This is a genomic window from Collinsella sp. AF02-46-1 (genome assembly GCF_003465825.1).
In the GTDB taxonomy this organism is placed as follows: Bacteria; Actinomycetota; Coriobacteriia; order Coriobacteriales; family Coriobacteriaceae; genus Collinsella.
Map to the genome: position 1 here is coordinate 1 of NZ_QSBV01000004.1, position 22,112 is coordinate 22,112.

At 60.9% G+C, this 22,112-nt stretch carries 18 protein-coding genes; 17 read left to right on the forward strand and 1 reads right to left on the reverse strand.

Translation table 11 applies throughout. The annotated features are described in order from the left end of the window. Positions 1-391: 391 nt before the first annotated feature. The 8 genes from DWV20_RS02415 to DWV20_RS02450 all read left to right on the forward strand — a co-directional run bounded on the left by DWV20_RS02415 (position 392) and on the right by DWV20_RS02450 (position 11,387). Entirely contained in the window at positions 392-826 is a 435-nt protein-coding gene (locus DWV20_RS02415; protein ID WP_117646626.1) for a hypothetical protein, read from the forward strand. Positions 827-949: 123 nt separating this feature from the next. After that, a complete protein-coding gene (locus tag DWV20_RS02420) occupies positions 950-2,305 on the forward strand; it encodes a DNA recombination protein RmuC (protein ID WP_118256298.1) in 1,356 nt (451 codons plus the stop codon). A 127-nt stretch (positions 2,306-2,432) separates the two neighbouring features. After that, positions 2,433-4,235, forward strand: coding sequence for an ABC transporter ATP-binding protein (locus tag DWV20_RS02425; protein ID WP_118256299.1), 1,803 nt, complete (start codon positions 2,433-2,435; stop codon positions 4,233-4,235). Positions 4,236-4,298: 63 nt separating this feature from the next. After that, positions 4,299-4,964: an endonuclease III gene (gene nth, locus DWV20_RS02430; RefSeq protein WP_117646623.1), complete on the forward strand. Its 666-nt coding sequence runs from the start codon at positions 4,299-4,301 to the stop codon at positions 4,962-4,964. 119 nt (positions 4,965-5,083) lie between these two features. Beyond that, positions 5,084-8,716 (forward strand): transcription-repair coupling factor, encoded by a 3,633-nt coding sequence (gene mfd / locus DWV20_RS02435; protein WP_118256300.1) that lies wholly within the window; start codon positions 5,084-5,086, stop codon positions 8,714-8,716. Positions 8,717-8,772: 56 nt separating this feature from the next. Next, on the forward strand, positions 8,773-9,636 hold the full coding sequence (locus DWV20_RS02440; RefSeq protein WP_118256301.1) for a phosphatase PAP2 family protein: 864 nt from the start codon (positions 8,773-8,775) through the stop codon (positions 9,634-9,636). Between the two features lie 45 nt (positions 9,637-9,681). Continuing rightward, positions 9,682-10,707: a low specificity L-threonine aldolase gene (locus tag DWV20_RS02445; protein ID WP_118256302.1), complete on the forward strand. Its 1,026-nt coding sequence runs from the start codon at positions 9,682-9,684 to the stop codon at positions 10,705-10,707. Positions 10,708-10,784: 77 nt separating this feature from the next. After that, the gene (locus DWV20_RS02450) at positions 10,785-11,387 is read left to right on the forward strand and encodes a GNAT family N-acetyltransferase (RefSeq protein ID WP_118256303.1); all 603 of its coding nucleotides are present in this window, start codon (positions 10,785-10,787) and stop codon (positions 11,385-11,387) included. Between the two features lie 374 nt (positions 11,388-11,761). Here the strand turns inward: DWV20_RS02450 and DWV20_RS02455 are convergent, their stop codons facing one another. After that, positions 11,762-12,484, reverse strand: a complete 723-nt coding sequence (locus tag DWV20_RS02455) for a GntR family transcriptional regulator (protein ID WP_117757527.1) — start codon at positions 12,482-12,484, stop codon at positions 11,762-11,764. Positions 12,485-12,689: 205 nt separating this feature from the next. On the opposite strand from DWV20_RS02455, the gene DWV20_RS02460 reads away from it, so the two are divergent. The 9 genes from DWV20_RS02460 (at position 12,690) to DWV20_RS02500 (ending at position 22,083) form a co-directional block, all read left to right on the forward strand. Further along, the gene (locus DWV20_RS02460; RefSeq protein WP_117757528.1) at positions 12,690-13,682 is read left to right on the forward strand and encodes an SIS domain-containing protein; all 993 of its coding nucleotides are present in this window, start codon (positions 12,690-12,692) and stop codon (positions 13,680-13,682) included. A gap of 259 nt (positions 13,683-13,941) precedes the next feature. After that, positions 13,942-15,024 (forward strand): DMT family transporter, encoded by a 1,083-nt coding sequence (locus tag DWV20_RS02465; RefSeq protein WP_158566289.1) that lies wholly within the window; start codon positions 13,942-13,944, stop codon positions 15,022-15,024. Between the two features lie 183 nt (positions 15,025-15,207). Next, the gene (locus DWV20_RS02470; protein ID WP_117746781.1) at positions 15,208-16,131 is read left to right on the forward strand and encodes a PTS mannose/fructose/sorbose transporter subunit IIAB; all 924 of its coding nucleotides are present in this window, start codon (positions 15,208-15,210) and stop codon (positions 16,129-16,131) included. Between the two features lie 36 nt (positions 16,132-16,167). After that, entirely contained in the window at positions 16,168-16,962 is a 795-nt protein-coding gene (locus DWV20_RS02475) for a PTS sugar transporter subunit IIC (RefSeq protein WP_022095161.1), read from the forward strand. A gap of 13 nt (positions 16,963-16,975) precedes the next feature. Next, positions 16,976-17,809, forward strand: a complete 834-nt coding sequence (locus DWV20_RS02480) for a PTS system mannose/fructose/sorbose family transporter subunit IID (RefSeq protein WP_055252122.1) — start codon at positions 16,976-16,978, stop codon at positions 17,807-17,809. 197 nt (positions 17,810-18,006) lie between these two features. Beyond that, positions 18,007-18,990, forward strand: a complete 984-nt coding sequence (locus tag DWV20_RS02485) for an SIS domain-containing protein (RefSeq protein ID WP_233539757.1) — start codon at positions 18,007-18,009, stop codon at positions 18,988-18,990. A gap of 160 nt (positions 18,991-19,150) precedes the next feature. Continuing rightward, a complete protein-coding gene (locus DWV20_RS02490) occupies positions 19,151-19,780 on the forward strand; it encodes an HAD family phosphatase (RefSeq protein ID WP_158566291.1) in 630 nt (209 codons plus the stop codon). A gap of 355 nt (positions 19,781-20,135) precedes the next feature. Further along, positions 20,136-21,143, forward strand: a complete 1,008-nt coding sequence (locus tag DWV20_RS02495) for a YitT family protein (RefSeq protein ID WP_118256307.1) — start codon at positions 20,136-20,138, stop codon at positions 21,141-21,143. A 220-nt stretch (positions 21,144-21,363) separates the two neighbouring features. Then, positions 21,364-22,083, forward strand: a complete 720-nt coding sequence (locus DWV20_RS02500; RefSeq protein WP_118256308.1) for a GntR family transcriptional regulator — start codon at positions 21,364-21,366, stop codon at positions 22,081-22,083. Positions 22,084-22,112: the final 29 nt, after the last annotated feature.

A 22,112-nucleotide genomic window follows, 5' to 3' on the forward strand; every position in this document is an offset into this window, starting at 1 on the left:
TCACGGCTCCGCAGGGTCGCGTTGAGGGAAGGCGATCCGGCCTCCCGCCCTGCGCTCCGGCTTCGGGTCGTCGCGTGCTCGTTACTGAAAAGCTGATTAGAAGTTTGTGTGCCGCCCCTTTTGGGGCGGCACGTTTTTGTGTGGGGTCCCTGTCCCCACAATTTTCGTCAAGCTTTTGGTTAGATTTTGGTCAGTTGGCGTAAGGGTGGAAGGCCAAAAGATTGTTGGCGAAAAAAGCTCAGAGAAAGTGCTGGTAGAGGAGTTGTTGAGCTTTTCGACAGCTTTTGAGCAAAAGAAACTTTGTGGCTATTGCCGGCGATTGCGTTGTCGCGGTCATGGCGGTGCGGGATGCTGGTCGTAAGCGTCGAATGCTCCGATTTTGGAGGCCAGCATGGATCTGTTTCTTGAGACTCCGCAGCAACAAGCTGAGCGCATGCTGCGTCAGCAGCAACGGCTCATGGAGATGCAAATGCAAGGGGCGGCAGCCCAGCCCTTTGCGCAAAATGTCGTGCCCGCTGCTGTACCTGCAGCTGTGCCCGGGTGTGAATCGGCGCCAGAGGCCTATTCCGTACAGCAGGATTCATATGCACAGGAGCTCGCGTTCGATAAACGTCGTGCGCGTCACCGTCGCTGGGCCCAGCGCCTGCGTACGCTGGCGATGATCGTGCTGATTCCGCTGGGGCTCGCGACAATCTTCTTGGCCTCATATGCCCTCACGTGCATCCTCAACGGCGCCTCGCCCAATGAGGTACTTCAGCACTTGGCAGCTCTTGGTCAGCGCTTGGGGGATGTCGCAGCAACCATCCGCGCCAGCTGGGAGAGCTAGCGGACCAGCACCCATAGCGCAAAGGTAACTTGTCTGCGCTCGATTGGACATGAGCTGCGTTTGACAGGGTAAGATTGATCGCGGTTTTGATTGGTGCTCGATTGGGTTTGTTGGGCGGAGTTTATGTCTGCTATTGATATTGTGCTTGTTGTGATCGCCTTGGTGGCGGTGGGGGTTGCTGTGGCTTGCGCCCTCCAGCTCAAGAGCCTGCGTGCCGAGTTGCGGGAGCGTGGCGACAGTAGCGCGGAAACGCTGGCAGCGCTCGAGCAGGCCAACAGCACGCTCGACACCCTGAACGTCGCGTTGGCCGAAACCCGCCGCACGGCCAATGCCATCGCGCAGCAGCAGACGACCGACGCCGCCGTAGAGCAGCAGCGCTACCTGACCATTGCGCGCGAGTTCTCGCAGGCGGGTGACCGTATGGATGACCTGCGCCGCGAGACGGCCCAACAGCTTGGCGCCAACCGCGAAGGCATCGAGCACCGCCTGGACAAGGTGCGCGAGACGGTCGATGCCCAGTTGGGCGCCATCCGCAAAGACAACAACGTGCAGCTCGATCAGATGCGTGCGACGGTGGACGAGAAGCTCTCCCGTACGCTCAACGATCGCCTGTCGGCATCGTTTAAGCAGGTGAGCGACCAGCTCGAGGCCGTGTATAAGGGCCTGGGCGATATGCAATCTATCGCCACCGGCGTGGGCGACCTTAAACGCGTGCTGGGCAATGTCAAGGCGCGTGGCATTTTGGGCGAGGTGCAGCTGGGCGCGATCCTGGCGGACATCCTTACGCCCGACCAGTATCTGGAAAACGTCGCCACCAAGCCCGGCGCCTCGGAGCGCGTTGAGTTTGCCGTCAAGCTGCCGGTAGACGAGGGAGACCCCGTGCTGCTGCCAATCGACTCCAAATTCCCGGGCGATGCGTATGAGCATCTGCTCGACGCTCAGGAGTCGGGCGACGCGGAGGCCGTCGCCGCCGCGCGCAAGACGCTCGACACCATGGTGAAGCGCGAGGCAAAGGACATCTGCGAAAAGTACCTGAGCGTGCCCGCGACCACCAACTTTGGCATTCTGTTCGTTCCGTTTGAGGGCCTGTACGCCGAGGTCGTCACGCGCCCTGGGCTTATCGAGACCCTGGGCCGCGACTATCACGTCAACGTTGCCGGCCCCAGCACCATGGCGGCCATCCTCAACAGCCTGCAGATGAGCTACCAGACGTTTAGGCTGCAAAAGCGCACCGACGACGTGCTACGCGTGCTTTCCGCCGTCAAGGCCGAACTACCGCGCTATCAGGCGGCGCTGCGCCGCGCCCAGCAGCAGATCGAGACCGCGGGCAAAACGGTCGAGGGCATCATCACCACGCGCACCAACGTCATGGAGCGCAAACTCAAGGACATCGACGCGCTGGAAGATGCCGACCAAGCCGATGAGATCTTGGGACTCACGCCCGCGGGCCTTCCCACAGATCAAGAAGACGAGGGCTAATTGCAACAAGACGGTGGGGCGCCGGCGTAAACGCGGGTGCCCCACCGCTTTTCGCATCGCGCTTGCCTGAAGTGCGCTTCAATGTGCAACAATGGCGTTTCGCCCTATCAGATGCGAAAGGAAGCCCATGTCTCAGAGAAGCACCAGTCCGCTCAGCCGCTCCACCGTGCGCCGCACGCTGCAGCGGTTTTGGGGTGTCACGCGCACACAGCCGCTGATTGTCTTTCTCTCGGTGCTCTCGTCGGCGGGCTACATCTTTTTGCTGACGTTTGCCAATACCTATGTGATGGCCCTCATTGTCGACCGCATTCAAGCCGGTCCCGTGGCGGGTGACCAGGTGTTTGAGGTCTTCGCCCCCTATATCCTGGCGCTCGTGCTCGTTAACCTGGTGGGTCAAATCCTCTCCAAGCTGCAGGACTACACCGTCTACAAGCTCGAGATTGCGGGCAACTATCACCTGGCGCGTCTGTGCTTCGACACGCTCTCCAACCAATCCATGACATTCCACACCAGCCGCTTTGGCGGATCGCTCGTGAGCCAGACGAGCCGTTTTATGAGCGGCTACACGGGTCTGGTCGACGTGACGGTGTATTCGCTCATTCCCACCATCACCTCGGTTGTCTGCACGGTGACGGCGCTCGCTCCGGTGGTGCCCACATTTACCGTGATCCTGGTGGGCATCATGGTCGTCTACATCGCGTTTGTCTGGCTTATGTACAAGCACATCATGCCGCTTTCGGCCGCGACGTCCGCCGCGCAAAACAAGCTCTCGGGCGTGCTGTCCGACGCGGTCACGAACATCCTGGCTGTCAAGACCTGCGGGCGCGAGGACTTTGAGCGCGACCTGTTCGATGCCGCCGACCGTGCCGCGCGCGATGCCGAAACGGTATCGATGCACGCCATGATGCAGCGCAACTTTACGACCTCGGGCCTTATCGTCATCACCATGGCCGTGGTGAGTGTGTTCGTGGCGGGCGGCAACGCGTGGTTTGGCATCTCGGCCGGCTCGCTCGTCATGATCTTTACCTACACGTATAACCTCACCATGCGTCTGAACTACGTGAGTTCCATGATGCAGCGCATTAACCGCGCGCTGGGTGACGCCGCCGAGATGACGCGCGTGCTGGACGAGCCGCGCCTGGTGGCGGACGACGAGCATGCTCCCGAGCTCAAAGTGACCGAGGGCGCGATCGATTTTGAGCACTTGAGCTTTGCATACCGTGACGCCGCGGCGGGCGATAGCGTGTTCGACGACCTGACGCTCCATGTGCCGGCGGGCCAGCGCGTGGGCCTGGTGGGTAAATCGGGCTCGGGCAAGACGACGCTCACCAAGCTGCTGCTGCGCCTGGACGATGTTCAGGGCGGCCGCGTACTCGTGGACGGTCAGGATGTCTCGCGCTGCACGCAGCAGAGCCTGCGCCGCCAGGTTGCCTACGTGCCGCAGGAGGCGCTGCTGTTCCACCGCTCCATTCGCGAGAATATCGCCTACGGCCGCCCCGACGCCACCGACGAGCAAATTCGCGAGGCGGCGCGCCTGGCCAATGCCCTGGAGTTTATCGACCGCCTACCCCATGGCTTTGACACCATGGTGGGCGAGCGCGGCGTCAAGCTTTCGGGCGGCCAGCGCCAGCGCGTGGCCATTGCCCGTGCCATCCTCACCGACGCGCCGATTCTGGTACTCGACGAGGCGACGTCTGCCCTCGATAGCGAGTCCGAGGCGTTGGTGCAGGAAGCTCTCGAGAACCTGATGCGCGGCCGCACCTCCATTGTGGTGGCGCATCGCCTGTCCACCGTGGCGGCGCTCGACCGCATCGTGGTACTGGCGGATGGCGAGATCGTCGAGGACGGCACGCATGTGCAGCTCGTCGAGGCGGGCGGCGAGTACGCGAGCCTGTGGAGCCGTCAGACCGGCGCATTCTTGGAGGCGTAAACGTCTCGGACGTGGGACAATTGTGCCCATAAGTTTATTGTGCCGTTGAGCCGAGGAGTCGTTATGCCACGCGAGACCAATGCCGCCAAGCGCGAGCGCGCCATCGAGGTGTGTGAGCGCCTCAACCGTCGCTATGGCCCGGTCGAGTGCTTTTTGGACCACGAGAATCCCTTCCGCCTGCTGATCGCGGTGCTGCTTTCGGCGCAAACGACCGATGCGCAGGTCAACAAGGTGACGCCGCGGCTGTTTGCCCAGTGGCCCACGCCCGAGGCCATGGCCGGGGCGAGCGTAGCTGACGTGGCAGACACCATCAAGTCGCTCGGCTTCTACAAGAGCAAAGCCAAGCATGCCGTCGAGGCCGCGCAGATGATCGTCGCCGACTATGACGGCGAGGTGCCGGCCGACATGAAGGAACTCGTGAAGCTGCCGGGCGTGGGACGCAAGACGGCGAACATCGTGCTCAACGTGGGGTATGGCATCGTGGAGGGTATTGCGGTGGACACGCACGTCAACCGCATTGCGCACCGCCTGATGCTGAGTCCCAAGACGCATGCCAAGGAACCGCTCAAGACCGAGCAGGATCTGCTCAAGATTTTGCCGCACGAGTATTGGGAGTCGGTCAACCATCAGTGGATCACCTTTGGCCGCGAGATCTGCGACGCCCGCAAACCCAAGTGTGACGAGTGTCCGCTGGCAGATTTGTGCCCCAGCGTGCGCGTTTTGGGGTAGCTGCCCGGTGCGCGCCGGCGCGTCCGCCCCATGCGTTACCATGACAAACAATAGTTTTGATGTACGACCCGCCGAGCCTGCCCCGGCGGGCTTTTGGCGTTGCGATGCCGGAGGACCACATGCTCATTCACCGTATAGCCGCGCAGCTCTACACTGCCGAGGCACTGCAGACCGTCGAGGCCGGACTCGATGCCGGCGAGGACGTGACGCTGGCCGTGTCGCAGTCGGGCCGCACGCTCATGGCGGCAGCTCAGTTTGCGCGCCGTCCGCGTCCCACGGTCTACATCGTGAGCGGCGAGGACGCGGCCGATCGCGCCGCGCGCAGCCTGGCCGCCTATGTGGGTCTGGCGCATGTGTGCCGCTTTCCCGAGCGCAAAGACTATCCATGGCGTGAGCAGGCGCCCGACGACGCCGTGGTGGCCCAACGCTGCGAGGCTTTAGGGCGCATCGTGCGCGGCGATAACTGCATCATGGTCGCCTCGGCCCGCGCGCTACTGCGTTGCGTGCCGCCGGTCGAGAGCCGCTATTGGGAGTCCACCACCTTTGCGGTGGGCGAGGAGATTCCCTTCGACGAGGTGCCGCAGCGCCTGGTGGGCATGGGCTACACCAATGCAGGTGCCGCCGACGCGCCCGGCCTGTTCCGTGTACACGGCGATACCGTCGAGGTGTTCCCCGCGCAGGAAAAAGCACCCGTGCGCATTGAGTTCTTTGGCGACGAGATCGACCGCATCCGCCGCATGGTGAGCTCTACGGGTCAAACCATCGGCAACGAGGACAGCATCGAGATCTTCCCGTGCCGCGAGCTGGCGCTCACCGACGAGGCCGTCCACAACATGCATGTGGCGCTCTATCGCGCCAGCCAGAGCGATAGCAAGCTGGCGGCGCTGCTCGAGATGGTGGACGCGCGCATCGTCACGCCCGAGCTCGACCGCTTTTTGCCGGTGATGTACGGCCAGACCGTGAGCCCGTTGGCGCACGTGAGCGGCAAGGCGCTTGTGGTCCTGTCCGAGCCGCGCTCGCTGTTCGATGACTGCCTGCGCGCCTACGAGGATATCGAGGCCCGTGCCGGCGAGGCGGGGATTGACCGTCTGGACGGCCTGTACGTGCGTGCCCAACAGCTCGACTTTGGTGCTCAGCAGCGCCTGAACTACGTGAGCCTGATTCGTGCCGGCGGTGCGGTTACAGCCGAGCTCAAGATTGAGCAGCCGGCCATTGCGGGCTCGGACAATCGCTTTATGACGCGCATTCAGGAGGTCGTGGGCAAGCGCTATGCCTGCGTGTTTGCCATTCCCGACCGCGGTGCGCGCGAGTCGATGGAGCTCACCTTTGGCGACGAGGGCATCACCTTTGAGGAGTCGCTGACGGCCGCCCCCGAAAACGCCGGCGTTATCGGCGACCGCGTACGCGTGGCGGCGGCAGATTCTGCCGATCGTGCTGCCCGCCAGGATGCTCATGCCTCGATTCGCGAGCGCAAGGCCGACGCGCTTAACGCCCGCTCGCTCGAGGCGGGTGCCGCCCAGGCTGCCGCCGGCGCCGCCGTGCCCACCATCTCGCGCGGACGCGTGACCTTTGTCGATGCCGCCCTGCCGCAGGGCGTGGTGGTGCCCGATGCCAACCTGGCCGTGTTCTCGATCGCCGACCTCAACGCCCGCATGGACGCCAACCGCGCGCGCAGCCGTCGCAAGGTGGACATTACGCAGATCACGTTCCCGTTTAAGCCGGGCGACTACGTGGTGCACGCTACCCACGGCATCGCACTCTTTAGCGAGATCGCGCGCCAGGAAGTGGGCGGCAAGGAGCGCGACTACTTTTTGCTGGAATATGCCGACGGCGACAAGCTCTACGTGCCGCTTGAGCAGGTCGACCGCATCACACGCTATGTTGGCCCCGACGGCGACAAGCCGCGCCTGACCAGGCTCAATACCGCCGACTGGACGCGTGCCACCAACAAGGCACGCAAGAACGCCAAAAAGCTGGCGTTTGACCTGGTCGACCTGTATACGCGCCGCTCGTCGATTACCGGTATCGCCTGTCCGCCCGATACGCCCGAGCAGATCGAGATGGAGGAGAGCTTCCCCTACGACGAGACGCGCGACCAGCTGGAAGCCATCGCCGATATTAAGGCCGACATGGAGGCGCCCAAGCCCATGGACCGCCTGCTGTGCGGCGACGTGGGTTTCGGCAAGACCGAGGTCGCCCTGCGCGCGGCGTTTAAGTGCGTGGACTCCGGCCGCCAAGTCATGGTGCTCTGCCCCACGACCATTCTGGCCCAGCAGCACTACGAGACGTTCTTTGAGCGCTTTGCCCCGTTTGGCCTCGAGGTCGAGGTGCTCAGCCGCTTCCGCACCCCGGCGCAGCAGAAGCGCGCGCTCAAGGCGTTTGCCGAGGGCACGATCGACGTGCTCATCGGCACGCATCGTCTGCTTTCGGCCGATGTGAACCCCAAGAACCTGGGCCTGGTGATCATCGACGAGGAACAGCGCTTTGGCGTGCAGCACAAGGAGCAGCTCAAGAACCTGCGCGAGCAAATCGACGTGCTCACGCTCTCGGCAACGCCTATTCCGCGAACCATGCAGATGGCCACGAGCGGCGTGCGCGACATGAGCCTGATCACCACACCGCCGACCGGGCGTCGTCCCGTGATCGTGCACGTGGGGGAGTACGACCCCGACGTGGTGAGCGCGGCGATTCGCCTGGAGGTGGGCCGCGGCGGTCAGGTGTATTACGTGTCCAACCGCGTCAAGACCATCGACGATGCCGTGGCGCGCGTGCACGAGGCCGCGCCCGAGGCGCGCGTGGGCGTGGCGCACGGCAAGATGAGCCCGCGCGAGGTCGAGGACGTGATGATTGAGTTCGCGACCAAAAAGATCGACGTGCTCATCGCCACGACCATCGTGGAGAGCGGCATCGACAACGCGACTGCCAACACGCTGATCATCGAGGATTCGCAGCGCCTTGGCCTGGCGCAGCTCTACCAGCTCAAGGGCCGCGTGGGTCGCTCTGCCACGCAGGCCTACGCGTACTTTATGTTCCCGGGCGAGCTGCCGCTCACCGAGGAGGCGACGGCGCGCCTGACCGCACTTGCCGAGTTCCAGGACCTGGGCAGCGGCATGCGCATCGCCATGCGCGACCTGGAGATTCGCGGCGCCGGCTCGCTTATGGGCGCCGAGCAGCACGGCAACCTGTCGAGCGTGGGCTTTGACCTGTTTACGCAGATGCTGGGCCAGGCCGTGGCCGAGGCGCGCGGCGATGACGATGCCGGCGTGGAGGCGGCGAGCGTGGGCATTAACCTGCCGGCCGACTACTTCTTGTCCGAGGAGTACCTGCCGGCGGTGGATCAGCGCGTGCTCGTGTACCGTAAGCTCGCAGCGGCCGAGGACCTGGAGAGCATCGATGAGGTGCAGGAAGAGACCGAGGCCGCGCATGGCGAGCTGCCGTTGGCGGGACTCAACCTGTTCAATCGCGCACGAATCCGCATTCGCGGCGAGCGCCTGGGGCTCGAGAGCGTCACGCTCAGCGGCGGTCGCATCACGTTTTTGGGCGTCGACGTGCCCAAGAAGGTGGCCTTTGAGCTTAAGACCCGCTATGGCGCGGTGAACTTCCCCAAGAGCCGCAAGCTGTCGGTGCCCTACAAGGCGGGCGCCGGCGCGGGCAGCGGCCTGGGTCGTGGCCTCGACGCCAACGACGGCACCGGCCCCGTGGCCGCGGCGCTCATGCTGCTGCAGCAGTTGGGTGCGAGCGACGACGACTAACGGGTCGACGCTGCAAACAGCCCATTTAGGCACTCTGGTTCCATCGAAAGGAAAGCATGTTCGGATACATCTATAAGAAAGATGTCGCCATGATCGCGGTTGTCCTGTGCCTTTGTCTGGGCGTAGGCAGTTTCTTCGATTATCAGATCTCGAGCGCGCTGTTCAACATCGGCAGCATGTACGGCCGCTTTATCGAGGCCGCCGGCGAGCTTCCGTTCGAGCTGACGGCAAGCGTCGCGGGCGTTATGCTCGTGCGCGCGGCGCGTCCTGACTCCAGGGGGAGCAAATGGCTCGCCGTGCTCGGCATCCTCGTCAACGTTGGCCTGGCCGGCTACGAGATCGTCTCGTCCCTGAAGGTTGGCGGCAAACTCATCGCTGTTCAGTTGGTGCTGACGTTTGTGCTGGTTATCGCCGCCAACCTTATCGTCTATCGCCTTACGCGCACGACCGAGTCCGACGAGCTCACGCGCTGGGCGTTGATGGTACTTGCCGTGTGGGTTGCTCAGGCCATTATCCTCAACGTGATCGTCAAGCCGCTGTGGTCGCGCCCGCGCATGCGCGTGATCGAGGTCACGCCGGGGCTCAATTTTCAGCCGTGGTGGGTGATCGGCAACCCCGACAAGTGGACTTATATCGCCGCCGGCGTGATCAAGGACGGCTTCAAGTCGTTTGCGAGCGGACATACGGCGCACGCGGCGACCGGCCTTATGCTCGCCGGGCTTCCCGCGGCGGCCTTTAAAGAAAAGCCCTCGCGCCGTCGCGTGGTCTTTTGGGCGGCGGCTGTGGTTGCGGCGCTCGTCGCCTTTGGTCGTATCGTGATCGGAGCGCACTTTTTGAGCGACGTGAGCTGCGGCTTTGCCCTGGTGCTGGCGCTTGAGTGCCTTGCCGCGCGCATTGTCTATCCCAACGGCGTACAATAGCCCCGTTTGAATCATCGGGCCCGTGCCCGGCTAGAGAGGATTGCCATGCTCGCGTTTAACAACGACTATTCCCACGGCGCACATCCGGCAGTGCTGCAGGCACTCGTCGACACCAACATGGAGCCGCAGCCCGGCTACGGTACCGATGCGCACACCGAGCGTGCCAAGCAGCTTATCCGCGAGGCCTGTCAGGCCCCCGATGCCGACGTGTTTTTTCTGGTGGGCGGCACGCAGGCCAACGCGACGGTGATTGACATGCTGCTTGCGCCCTACGAGGGCGTCGTTGCTGCCGAGACTGGCCACGTCGCCTGTCACGAGGCAGGCGCTATCGAGTTTGGCGGCCACAAGGTGCTCACCATCCCCGGCTACGAGGGCAAGATGCACGCCGAGGACCTCGAGAACTATATCCAGGTGTTCTACGAAAACGAGAGCTACGAGCACACGGTGTTCCCGGGCGCTGTGTACGTGAGCCTATCGACCGAGTACGGCACGCTGTACTCAAAGGCCGAGCTCGCGGCGATTCATGCGGTGTGCCAGAAGCGCGAGATTCCGCTGTTTGTGGATGGCGCCCGCCTGGCCTATGCGCTGGCGGCCGATGAGTGCGACATTACCCTGCCCGAGCTGGCGCAGCTGTGCGACGTGTTTTACATCGGTGGCACCAAGTGCGGCGCTCTGTGCGGCGAGGCCGTGGTGTTTTGCGGCATGCATGCTCCGGCGCATCCCATTCCGCGCATTAAGCAGCACGGCGCGCTGTTGGCCAAGGGCCGCCTGACGGGCGTCCAGTTTGAGGCGCTCTTTACCGATGGCCTATATTTTGAGATCGGCCGTCAGGCGATCGAGACCGCTCAGGCGCTGCGTCGCGTGCTGCACGAGCGCGGCTACCAGTTCTTCTTGGAGACGCCGACCAACCAGCAGTTCGTGATTCTGCCCAACGAGGACATGGCTCGCATTCGCGAGCATGCCTCGATCGAGTATTGGGAAAAGTGCGATGAGACCCACACAGTGGTGCGCTTTTGCACCAGCTGGGCCACGACGCAGGAGGACATCGACGCATTGGCGGCTGTCCTGTAGCTTGATGCAATGACGAGGGCCGCCTTGCGCTTGGGTTTGGCGCAGGGTGGCCTTTGCTTTTGTGGGAGAAGGGTTGTATGACCGAGATGTCCGAGCCGACGATTCGCCTGGCGACGCCCGATGATGCTCCGGCGTTGCTTGCCATCTATGAGCCATATGTGCGCCAGACGGCGATTACCTGCGAATACGAGGTGCCGAGCGTTGAGGAGTTCGCCGGGCGCATCGAGCGTACGCTCAAGCGCTATCCGTATTTGGTGATGGAGTTGGACGGGCGTCCGGTGGGCTATGCCTATGTGAGTCCGCTCAACAGCCGCGAGGCATACGACTGGTCGGTCGAGACATCGATCTACCTGGCGCGCGACGTGCGCCACGGCGGGCTGGGCCGCAAGTTGCACGATACGCTCAAGCAATGCCTGATCGCGATGGGCATCACCAACATGTGCGCGCTCATCGCCGTGCCGCACGACAAGGACGACGAGTATCTGACGCACAACAGTCAGGACTTCCATGCCCATATGGGCTACCGCCTAGTGGGCGCCTTTGACCGCTGTGCCCAAAAGTTCGGCCGCTGGTACGACATGTGCTGGATGGAGCTGGTCCTGGCCGAGCGCACACCCAACCAACCCAAACCAACCTGGTTCCCCGCACTTGTCGTCCAAGGTTTCAAACCTACCATATAGGGACAGGTTTTTGGCTGTCTTGCGGTATCAAATCGCCGCAAGAAGTGCAGCGTTCGTACGCTATTTTGACCTGAATCGTCCCTTCGGGACGCCTTGCGAGCTAAGTGAGTAGACTTTTTGGCGCAAAGCGAGCACAAAGCGTATCTGTTTTAGTAAAACCGCAGGTCACGGAGGCGGCTGTTTTGGGTGTGCTCGGCAGGTCGCGAAAAGTCTACTCACTTAGGTTTACGGTGCTGGATATTCTGAGCAGGAACAGTTGAGCTTGGACGGCGCGTATTGCCAGGCGATGCCGGCACTTGCGCCATGCTGGCTTGAGATTTAATAAAAACCGCAGGTAAAACGTTTATTAGGTACATTTTGCCTCGTTTGGTGCGCTAGCCGATGGGCTCGGTGTATTTGGCGCGGTCGGTGCGTTGGATACGCTTGGAGACATGGAGCGGGCGGCCGTCGGTGTCGTAGACGTAGTCGGTGATCAAGATCAACGCCTGCCCACGCTCAACGTTGAGCAAAAACGCCTCGTTTTGTGAGGCATAGCACACCTCAAAGGTCTTATGTCCCTGTGCCGGCGCGCGATGGAATTCTTGGCGCAGCGTGGCGTAGAGCGAACCGTTGATATCGCGATCGATGAGTGCCTCAAAGCTCGGCGGTAGATAGGTGGTTTCCAGGCACAGTGGCGCATCGTCCAGATAACGCAGGCGGACAAGTTTGACGAGCTTGCTGCCCACGGCGGCATCGAAGAACTTGGCCACGTTGCCCGTTGCCTTGGCAAAGCCCGAGTCCACCGTGCGCGTGGTGGGCTTCATGCCCTGGCCCTGGACCTGTGCCGTGTAGCTCGAAAACACCAGGTTGTTCTCGTGGAGCGCTGGCGTTTCGGCCACAAAGGCGCCGCGCCCGCGCTCGGTACGAATCAGGCCCTCGTCAACTAACACCTTAAGCGCGTGGCGCACGGTGCTGCGCGAAAGCCCCGATTCGTCCATGAGTTCCATCTCGGACGGCAGCTTGTCTCCGCGTGCGTAGATGCCGGCGGCGATGCGGTCACGCAGCGTACCCGCCAGACGCTCGTATTGGGCCAAGTTCTTTTTCGACGAAGTGCTCATGCGAACAATCTGTATCTAACCTGTATGCTTACTGAACCAAGCATGTATCCAACATGACAACAAAACCGCTGATAATGGATTGCCGAAAACTTTACCAGCAAAATATCTAAGACAAATATAGCATACAACTAGTCGACATAACCAAAACATGTATGTAACTTGTATGCCATCAAGAGCATCAAACGAGAAGAAAGGCTGATGCACGATGACTACTCAGGAACAGGTTAAGGACGTCGTCTCTCAGGTTTTGGCTGACAAGGCAGACAAGGGCGGCATCAAGCGCGTCGTGTGGATTGGCGCCGGCGGATCCAACGGCGGCAACTATCCTGCCCAGTACTTTATGGAGCACGAGGCCACGCAGGTCGTGAGCTCCAGCTACACCAGCAACGAGTTCGTGCACGCCACCCCGGCCTACGTCAACGAGAACACCCTGGCCGTCGTCGTGTCCATGCGCGGCACCAAGGAGACCATCGTCGCCGCCCAGGTCGCCAAGGACCACGGCGCCAGCACCATCGCCATCTATGTTGACGAGTCTGGCCTCACCGAAGTCTGCGACTACAAGATCCAGTACGACAGCCTTGCCATCGACGAGTCCTGCATGGGCCGCACCAACTCCGCCGTCGTGACCATGATCGCCATGGAGCTCACGCAGCAGATCGAGGGCTATGCCGAGTACGAGACCGCTATGGCCGCCTTCGACCTGGTCGATCCCATCTATCGCAAGGCCGTCGAGTACACCCGTCCGCTCGCAGCCAAGTGGGCCGAGCAGAACGCCGACAAGCCCTGCATCAACGTTATGGCTCAGGGCCCGCTCTTTGGTGCCGCCTACGTCTTTAGCATCTGCAACGTGCAGGAGATGCTGCAGATCGACTCCTGCACCATCAACACCTGCGACTTCTTCCACGGCCCCTTCGAGATCCTGGACAAGCGCACCTCGCTGTTCCAGCTCATCAGCGTCGGCCGCAGCCGCTGCAACGACGAGCGCGGCATCCGTTTCGTCAACCAGTACGGTGGCGATCGCGTCTATCAGCTCGACGCCAAGGAGCTTGGCCTCAACGACATCAAGGACAGCGTGAGCGAATACTTCAACCACCTGATCTTTGCCCCGATCCTCAACAACGTCTACATGCGTGCGCTCTCCGCCGTCACCCACAAGGATTACATGACGCGCCGTTACATGTGGAAGCTGGATTACTAAGGGATAGAGCGGCCTAACAGCCCAATACCCCTCATGAGTTGCGGTGGAATAGTTCCTGTTTGGGAGCGTGAAGCCTCTGTTTGAGAACTATTTCACCGCAACTGCTAGAGCGGCACTTGGGGACGTTCCCTTTCTGCCGGCACCTGCGACACTCCTTGTTTCAAGAGATTTCCCGTTCGCCGATTTGTGTCTTGAAAAATGTATATAACGACTATAACGTAGTATGAAACATATTGGAAACAATACCGAGGAGGCTGCGTTGAAGAGGAGCAATCTGGGCTATGTGCTGGTGCTGATCGCCGCGCTTATGTGGGGCAGCATCGGAATCTTTGTAAACGGCATCTCGGCCATGGGCGTTACGTCTCAGAGCATGGCGGCCTTTCGCCTGTTGTCGGGTGCCGTCTTAATGGCTCCGGTCTTGGCATTCATGGGTTGCCAGGGAGGTGCTCGTGAGGGAAAGGCATCGGGTCCCCTGGCACTGTTCAAGGCAAGTCCTAAAGAGCTTGTTCCTTGTGCGCTTCTTGGCATTATCGGCCTCGCCACCGCTAACACGCTTTATTACGAGTGCATGGGCGAGGTGGGCATGTCCACGGCCTCGGTGCTGCTCTACACCTCGCCGGTGTTTGGCGTCATGCTCGGCCGCGTACTTTATCGCGAGGATGTGACTCCCAACAAGCTCGTTGCCATCGCTTTTAACATCGGTGGCTGTGTACTTGCAGTGACCGATGGCGACCTTTCCGGTTTTCATTTTTCGGTTTGGGGCGTCACGTCGGGCGTGATTGCGGGCCTTTGTGGTGCGTCGCTCGCGGTGTTTAGCCGAATAGCAACCAAGACGGTCCACCCGTTGGCCGTCACGTTTTGGGGCTTTGTTTTTGGCGGTGCGGTTATGGCAGCTATCGCGGCTCCGTGGCCGGATGTCGCCGCGGCAATGTCGCCACAGCTGCTACTGCTGTTCCTTGGCTTTGGACTCATCCCCACAGCCGTGGCTTACATCTTATATATGCAGGGCCTGTCCATGGGGCTCGAGACGTCGAAAGTTCCCGTCGTAATGTCATTCGAGACAGTCGTCACCGTACTGCTGGGCATTGGTGTCTACGCCGAGCCCGCCGGTGCGATCAAAGTCCTGGGCATCGTGCTGGTGCTCGCGTCTATCCTGATTATGAACACCGACTTCTCCAAGCTGCGCAACAGTGTGTTTGTCGGTCATGTCGTTGAGAGCATGACCTTTAAGCCCAACGCGTGGTGGACGGAGAAATCGCAGGACATGGATCTGTTTAAGGAGCGCACGGGCATTGCGCTGGAGCCCACCGTGCAGGAAAGCTCCTGGTACTTCGTGCGATAAGGGATTGCGCGCGGCGTCCGACCTGGGGTTATACAGCCAGCGCCGGCCTACCCAGCCCCAACGTTTCAAGTACGTTAAACCCGTCAACGGTCGATTTTCACCCGCGAACGGTCTTTATACTAATTTGCAATATAAGCAACGTATAAGACGTTATAATGACCATAACGAAAAGGAGGAGGCAAGATGAATCAGATCATTCTCGCATCTCATGGCGGCCTGGCCGCAGGCGCCAAAGACACGCTCGAGATGGTTCTCGGCGACGTGTCGAACGTCCACGTCGTGTCGCTTGCTCGTGACGACAAGGAGCCCATCACCAATAAGGTTGAGGCTATGATCGCCACGTTCAACGCGGACGACACCGTCTATGTGCTGACCGATATGCTCGGCAGCTCGGTCAACAACAACATGGTCGAGCTTTCCAAGAACGGCACGAAGTTCACGGTTGTCAGCGGTTTCAACATCCCGCTGGCGCTCACGCTCGCTATGAGCCCCGTCCCCGTCAAGGGCGCCGAGCTCGCGGCCCTCATCAACGAGGCCCGCACCGGTCTGACCAACCCCAACGCACCGGTCGAGGCCGCCGCGGCTCCCGCCAAGAAGGCCAAGGCGTCCCGTCACAGCTCCGGTCCCGCCAAGATCGTCCTCGCACGTCTTGACTACCGTCTGCTGCACGGCCAGGTCGTCTTTACCTGGACCACCAAGGTTCAGGCCGAGCGCATCATCGTCGTCGACAACGCTGCCGCCAACGATGACATCAAGAAGGGCGCTCTTAAGCTGGCCAAGCCCCAGGGCGTGCGCCTGAACGTCTTCACCGTCGAGCGTGCCCTCGCCAAGATGGATAAACTCAACACCCTCGGCGAGCGCGTCATGTTCGTCTTTGGCAACACTGCCGAGATGCTGCAGTTCTGTCAGGGCTACAAGCTCGACGCCATCAACCTGGGCGCCACCGCCAACCACGACGGTGCCGATCAGGTCGGCGGCAAGGACAGCTCCGTCTTCCTCGACGCCACCCAGAAGGCCGACGTCAACCAGCTGCTCGACATGGGCATCAAGCTCTATGTCCAGCAGACCCCTACGTATCAGAGCGTCGACATCGACGCCAAGCTGTAATCAACCAGGCTTTTGCCTGACTGAAAGGAGAAGGGTATGAATACGTTCATCAGTGCGGTGCTCGTCGGCCTCGTCGGCGTGTTCTGCATGTGGGACTCCCGCCTGCTCGGTCGTCTTAACTTCGAGCAGCCCCTCGTTGGCGCTACGCTCGTCGGTCTGCTGCTGGGCGATGTGCCCACCGGCCTTGCCGTCGGTGCCGCCGTCGAGCTCGTGTCCATGGGCCTGGTGCAGGTCGGCGCCGCCGTTCCGCCCGATATGGTCCTGGGCGGCATCGTGGCCGCTGCCTTTGCGTGCCTGACCGATGCTTCCGCCGAGACCGCCATGACGATCGCCATCCCGGTCGCCGTCCTGGGTCAGCTCCTCGGCATCGTGTTCCGTTCCATCATCGCCGCCCTCACCCATGTGGCAGATAGCGCGATCGATAACGGAAAGTTCAAGACCGCCTACCGTATGCACATCTGCGCCGGCTCCGGTCTGTACGCCATCATGTACTTCCTGCCGATCTTCCTCGCCGTCTTTGTTGGCACCGACCTGGTTCAGGCCATCGTCAACATGGTTCCTGAGTGGCTGTCCACTGGTCTTAACGTTTCGACCAAGATCATGACCGCCTACGGCTTGGCCCTGCTGCTCACCATGATGATCAAGAAGGGTATGACTCCGTTCCTGTTCATCGGTTTCCTGCTCGCCGCTTACCTCAACCTGTCCGTCATCGCGGTCGCTCTGATCGGTGTGTGCCTGGCTGTCGTCTTCATGGGCTTCAAGTTCAACGGTTCCCATGCAGCCGCCGGTGTCGATTCCGACTACGATCCGCTCGAAGACGACGAAGACTAAGGAGGAACACACTATGGCAACCGCAACCAAGGACGTGTCCCTGAACAAGAAGGTCAGCCAGTTCTTCTGGCGCTCCTGGGCCATCCAGGCCTCTTGGAACTACGAGCGTCAGATGAACATGGGCTTCCTCTACGGCATGGTCCCCACGCTCGATCGCCTCTATCCGGACGAGTCCGACCCCAAGCAGCTCGCTGCTAAGAAAGAGGCTTACCACCGTCACATGGCGTTCTACAACTGCACCCCGCAGACGAGCGCTTTTGTCCTAGGCCTCGCCGCCTCCATGGAGGAGGAGTACGCCAAGGATCCCGAGAACTTCGATCCCGATTCGATTAACGCGGTCAAGACCTCCCTCATGGGCCCGCTTTCCGGCATCGGTGACTCTTTCTTCCAGGGCACCATCCGCGTTATCGCCTTTGGCCTGGGCGTTCAGCTGGCTCAGCAGGGCTCCATCATGGGTCCGATCCTGGCCATGCTCATCTCCATTGTGCCCTCCGTGCTGATCACGTGGTTCGCTGCCAAGATCGGCTACCAGGGTGGCCACGAGTACCTGAGCAAGCTCCAGGGCGGCGACCTCATGGAGAAGCTCATGTATGTCTGCGGCATCGTGGGTCTTATGTCCGTGGGCGGCATGATCGCTACGCTGATCGGCGCCACCACCCCGCTGCAGTTCGCTGAGGGCACCGTCGTTATCCAGGACATCCTGGACGGCATGATGCCTCAGATGATCTCCCTTGGCCTCACCGGCCTTATGTACTGGCTCATCAAGAAGAACGTCAACACCGGTTGGCTTCTCGTGATCGCCATCGTGGGCGGCATCGCCCTCTCCGCGGCCGGCATCCTGGCCTAGTCGCGACCAAGCGTCTAACCGCTTTCCCCCGGGGGCCTGCCTGGCATCCCATACCCCAGGCAGGCTTCCATCCCTATACGTGACAAAGGGCAGTCTCTTTGTCACATCCTCAACGGGCCGGCGACTCGGCCCAAACCACGGTAACCCTGCGAGCGCCCGGCAATGTGGCGCCGCAAAAATCGAAAGGAATGTGTCAGATGTACGAGATCGACCTTAACCTCCCTAAGCAGATCGTCGCTGACGTCCTGTCCAACCACGAGATCCACAGCGTCGCCTTCGTCGGCTGCGGTGCTTCCATGTCCGACCTGTACCCCGCCAAGTACTTCCTGGCCAACAACACGGACAAGCTGAACGTTCAGATCTTCACCGCTAACGAGTTCAACTATGACACGCCCTCCTGGGTCAACGAGCACACCTTCGTGATCACCTGCTCCCTCGGTGGCTCCACGCCCGAGACCGTCGAGGCCAACAAGACCGCCAAGAAGCACAACTGCCCGGTCGTCTCCCTCACCAACAAGGCTGGCTCCGCTCTGACCGTCGACGCCGACCACGTCATCGTCCACGGCTTCCACGCCAACTACGCTGCCAAGTGCGAGAAGCCTGGCTACGCCATCGCTCTTGCTCTCGAGATCCTTCAGCAGACCGAGGGCTATGACCACTACGAGGACATGATCACCGGCCTCACCAACGTCTTCGATCTCTGCGAGAACGCCGCTCAGCACTGCAAGAAGCTCGCCAAGAAGTTCGCCGAGGACTTCAAGGACGACGAGATGATCTACTTCATGGCCTCCGGTGCCTCCGAGAAGATGGCTTATTCTCACGCCGCCTTCCTGTTCACCGAGATGCAGTGGATCGACGCCGCCGCGTACAACACCGGCGAGTACTTCCACGGCCCGTTCGAGGTTTCCACCGAGGGTAAGCCCTACGTCTTCTTCATGTCCGACGGTGCCACCCGTCCGATGGACGCTCGCGCCCTCACCTTCCTTAAGCGCATGGGCGCCAAGGTCGCTCTGATCGACTCCAAGGACTACGGCCTGGCCGACGCCGTGCCGGCAAGCGTCGTCACCTACTTCAACCCGCTGCTGCACCTCGCCGTTATGCGCGAGTACGGCAACCAGATCGCCGAGGCCCGTCAGCACCCGCTGACCATGCGTCGCTACATGTGGAAGCTTTCCTACTAATCACAAGTAAGTAGACCTTACAGGTTGATTTAGAGGGGATGGGGTTTGCGCCCCGTCCCCTTTTTTGCTCTGGGGAGGGCGCGCCCGTCGCGCCGCAAAACCCCAGATAAAACCTACCAAAATAAACCTGTCCCTTTTTGGCAGGTGGGAGGAGATGCGTATGATCAAGGCAGTGCTGTTTGATATGGACGGCGTGCTGGTCGATACCGAGTGGTTCTATAACCGTCGCCGCGTGGCGTTTATGGAGGAGAAGGGGTTCCACTTTGACGAGATCCCCGATCTTTCGGGGTCTAACGAGCCTGCCATTTGGGAGGCGCTGGTGCCCGACGATATTGAGCTGCGCGAGCGTCTGCGCGTGGAGTACAAGCAGGTCTACAGCCCGGACCACCCCGTTCCGTATGCCGAGCTGCTCAACGAGCAGACGGAGCCGGTGATGCGCGAGCTGCACGAGCGCGGCGTGAAGTGTGCCATCGCGAGCTCGTCGTATCGTGAGTTGATTGACGAGCTGGTGGAGATTGCGGGTATCGCCGACGTACTGGACTACACCATCAGCGGTCACGAGTGCAGTGCGTTTAAGCCCGACCCCGAGATCTACCTGCGTGCCATGGAGGCGCTGGGTATGGAGCCTGCCGAGTGCCTGGTTATCGAGGACTCGCCTTTGGGTATCGAGGCCGGCAAGCGCTCCGGCGCCCGCGTCCTGGCACTGCGTCCGCACGAGGGCGTCAACCTGGACCAAACGGGAGCCGACGCCGTCATCGACAACCTCGCCGACATTCTGACCGCTTTGTAGCGTCAATTCGCCGCAAGAAGTGCGGATTCACACGTCTCTTGCGGTGGATTGGCTCATTTTGGCTTCAATTTAGATCCGTTTGGCTTCGACTCGGACTAAGTGAGTAGACTTTTTGGCACATGCCGAGCACAAAGCGTATCTGCCTTAGTAAAGCCGCAGGTCACAGAGGTGGCAGTTTTGGGTGTGCTCGGCAGATCGTAAAAAGTCTACTCACTTAGAATTTGGGCCTTTGGTCGTAGGGGTTGCTGGTCCCATTTTGGTTGTCGAGAGGGGGTGAATTGAAGCGCCCCCGCACGCTCCATGCTACAATCGCGGGCATGCCCCACAACTATATCTGCCTTCGAAGGGAGCCTACGTGGCGAACGCCATCGATCAGCTCACGGACCGCGTGCTCGTGCTCGGCCGCCTTGCCATCGTCCGCCGCGCCATTACTGCCGTGGCGGTCACGATTTCCGCCGTTCTCCAGACATTTCTGATCCAGGCGTTCATTCAGCCTGCCGATCTGCTTCCGAGCGGCCTCACCGGCGTCGCGGTCCTGCTCGATCGTGTTACCTCGCTGGGCGGCGTTCACATCGACATCTCGCTCGGCATGCTCGCGCTCAACATTCCCGTGGCGCTCCTATGCTGGAGCGGCATTAGCAAGCGCTTCGTCATCTTCTCGATGATGCAGGTCGTGCTCTCGTCGCTGTTCCTCAACGTCTTTCACTTCGCCCCGTTTTTGGGCGACAAGATCATGCTCATTATTTTTGGCGGCGTGGTCTCGGGCCTGGGCGCCGCCATCGCGCTTAAGTCCGGCGCATCCACCGGCGGCACCGACTTTATCGCGCTGTGGGTTTCCAACCACACCGGCAAGACCATCTGGGGCGTCATCTTTGGTTTCAACTGCTTTATCCTGGCGATCTTTGGTTCTATGTTTGGCTGGGACAACGCGGCGTACTCCATCGTGTTCCAATTTATTTCGACCAAGACCATCGACAGCTTCTATCATCGCTACGACCGCGTGACGCTGCAGATCACGACGCGCAAGGCAGACGAGGTCATGACCGCCTATGTTGACCATTTTCAGCACGGCATTAGTTGCGCCGAGGTCATCGGCGGATATAGCCGCGAAAAGATGTACCTGCTGCACGCCGTTGTCTCGACCTACGAGAGCCAGGACATTATCAAGCTGGTGTGCGACATTGATCCCGGTGCCGTGATCAACGTGTTCCACACGCTCAGCTTTGTGGGCGGCTGGTGGGGTGGTCATGTCGACGAGCCCATGCCCACGGCCGTTCCCGATCCCGACAAGCCCGCACGCATGGCCAGCAGGCAGGCGCGCCTCAGCGAGCAGGACAGTCTGCAACAGGACGACGGCAGGTAGAGTGTTGGTATTTTGCCGGCACGGCGCAATCCTGTCCGCTTGAGCCTCCCGAAAGCCTCGCTGCTTTCGGGAGGCCTTCGTTTGCCCAGATAAAACCTACCAAAATGAAGCTGTCGCTTTTTGGTAGGGAGGGTGTATCGTTTTATCATTATGAGGTAACATGAAACTAGACGTTATATACGTATTAGTTATTTCGATATTTCGATAAGAGTGATCAGATATGCCCGCACCCAAAAATGCACCGCTTTACCAGCAGATTTATGACGAGATCAAGGATGCAATCGAGAAAGGGGTTTATGCACCCAAGGAGCGCATTCCGTCCGAGCTTGAGCTTGCCGAACAGTACGAGGTGAGCCGTATTACGGTGCGCCGTGCCGTCGAGGAGTTGTGCTCCGATGGCTACCTGGTTAAGCAGCAGGGCCGCGGCACCTTTGTCTCCACGCCGCACATCAACCGCCAGTTCCACGCCTCGACGCTGCAGACGTTTACCGCGCTGTGTGCCGACAATGGCATGAAGGCGGGCGCACATGTGGTCGATCGCCAGATTGTGCCGGCACGTCAAAACGAGATGGAATTCTTTGGCCTGCAGAAGGACGCGCTGCTGCTGCATATCAAGCGCGTGCGTACAGCCGACGGTGAGCCCATCTTTGAGGAAAACGTCTTTGTGCCGTTTGACGCCTACCGTGAGCTGTTGACGGCCGATCTTGAGGACAAGTCGATTTTTGCCGAGGTCGAGCGTGTTGGCGGAACGCCGATTGTCTCGGTTGGCTACCGCACGGTCGAGGCCGTTCGCGCCAATGCCGAGCAGGCGGCTGAGCTGGGCATTGCTCCGCACGATCCGCTGCTCAACCTGCGTGCCGGCTTTATCGGCCCCAATGGCGAGCCGGTCCTGATGGGTAAGCAGTACTACGTGGGTAGCCGTTACGTCATGGTGATGTAAGTTACGCGGTTTTACCAAACCGCGTAACG

What these genes read in the sequence shown, in the direction of transcription:
- DWV20_RS02415 (WP_117646626.1), top strand. Translation starts at nt 392, where the DNA reads ATGGATCTGTTTCTTGAGACTCCGCAGCAACAAGCTGAGCGCATGCTG.
- DWV20_RS02420 (WP_118256298.1), top strand. Translation starts at nt 950, where the DNA reads ATGTCTGCTATTGATATTGTGCTTGTTGTGATCGCCTTGGTGGCGGTG.
- DWV20_RS02425 (WP_118256299.1), top strand. Translation starts at nt 2,433, where the DNA reads ATGTCTCAGAGAAGCACCAGTCCGCTCAGCCGCTCCACCGTGCGCCGC.
- nth (WP_117646623.1), top strand. Translation starts at nt 4,299, where the DNA reads ATGCCACGCGAGACCAATGCCGCCAAGCGCGAGCGCGCCATCGAGGTG.
- mfd (WP_118256300.1), top strand. Translation starts at nt 5,084, where the DNA reads ATGCTCATTCACCGTATAGCCGCGCAGCTCTACACTGCCGAGGCACTG.
- DWV20_RS02440 (WP_118256301.1), top strand. Translation starts at nt 8,773, where the DNA reads ATGTTCGGATACATCTATAAGAAAGATGTCGCCATGATCGCGGTTGTC.
- DWV20_RS02445 (WP_118256302.1), top strand. Translation starts at nt 9,682, where the DNA reads ATGCTCGCGTTTAACAACGACTATTCCCACGGCGCACATCCGGCAGTG.
- DWV20_RS02450 (WP_118256303.1), top strand. Translation starts at nt 10,785, where the DNA reads ATGACCGAGATGTCCGAGCCGACGATTCGCCTGGCGACGCCCGATGAT.
- DWV20_RS02455 (WP_117757527.1), bottom strand. Translation starts at nt 12,484, where the DNA reads ATGAGCACTTCGTCGAAAAAGAACTTGGCCCAATACGAGCGTCTGGCG.
- DWV20_RS02460 (WP_117757528.1), top strand. Translation starts at nt 12,690, where the DNA reads ATGACTACTCAGGAACAGGTTAAGGACGTCGTCTCTCAGGTTTTGGCT.
- DWV20_RS02470 (WP_117746781.1), top strand. Translation starts at nt 15,208, where the DNA reads ATGAATCAGATCATTCTCGCATCTCATGGCGGCCTGGCCGCAGGCGCC.
- DWV20_RS02475 (WP_022095161.1), top strand. Translation starts at nt 16,168, where the DNA reads ATGAATACGTTCATCAGTGCGGTGCTCGTCGGCCTCGTCGGCGTGTTC.
- DWV20_RS02480 (WP_055252122.1), top strand. Translation starts at nt 16,976, where the DNA reads ATGGCAACCGCAACCAAGGACGTGTCCCTGAACAAGAAGGTCAGCCAG.
- DWV20_RS02485 (WP_233539757.1), top strand. Translation starts at nt 18,007, where the DNA reads ATGTACGAGATCGACCTTAACCTCCCTAAGCAGATCGTCGCTGACGTC.
- DWV20_RS02490 (WP_158566291.1), top strand. Translation starts at nt 19,151, where the DNA reads ATGATCAAGGCAGTGCTGTTTGATATGGACGGCGTGCTGGTCGATACC.
- DWV20_RS02500 (WP_118256308.1), top strand. Translation starts at nt 21,364, where the DNA reads ATGCCCGCACCCAAAAATGCACCGCTTTACCAGCAGATTTATGACGAG.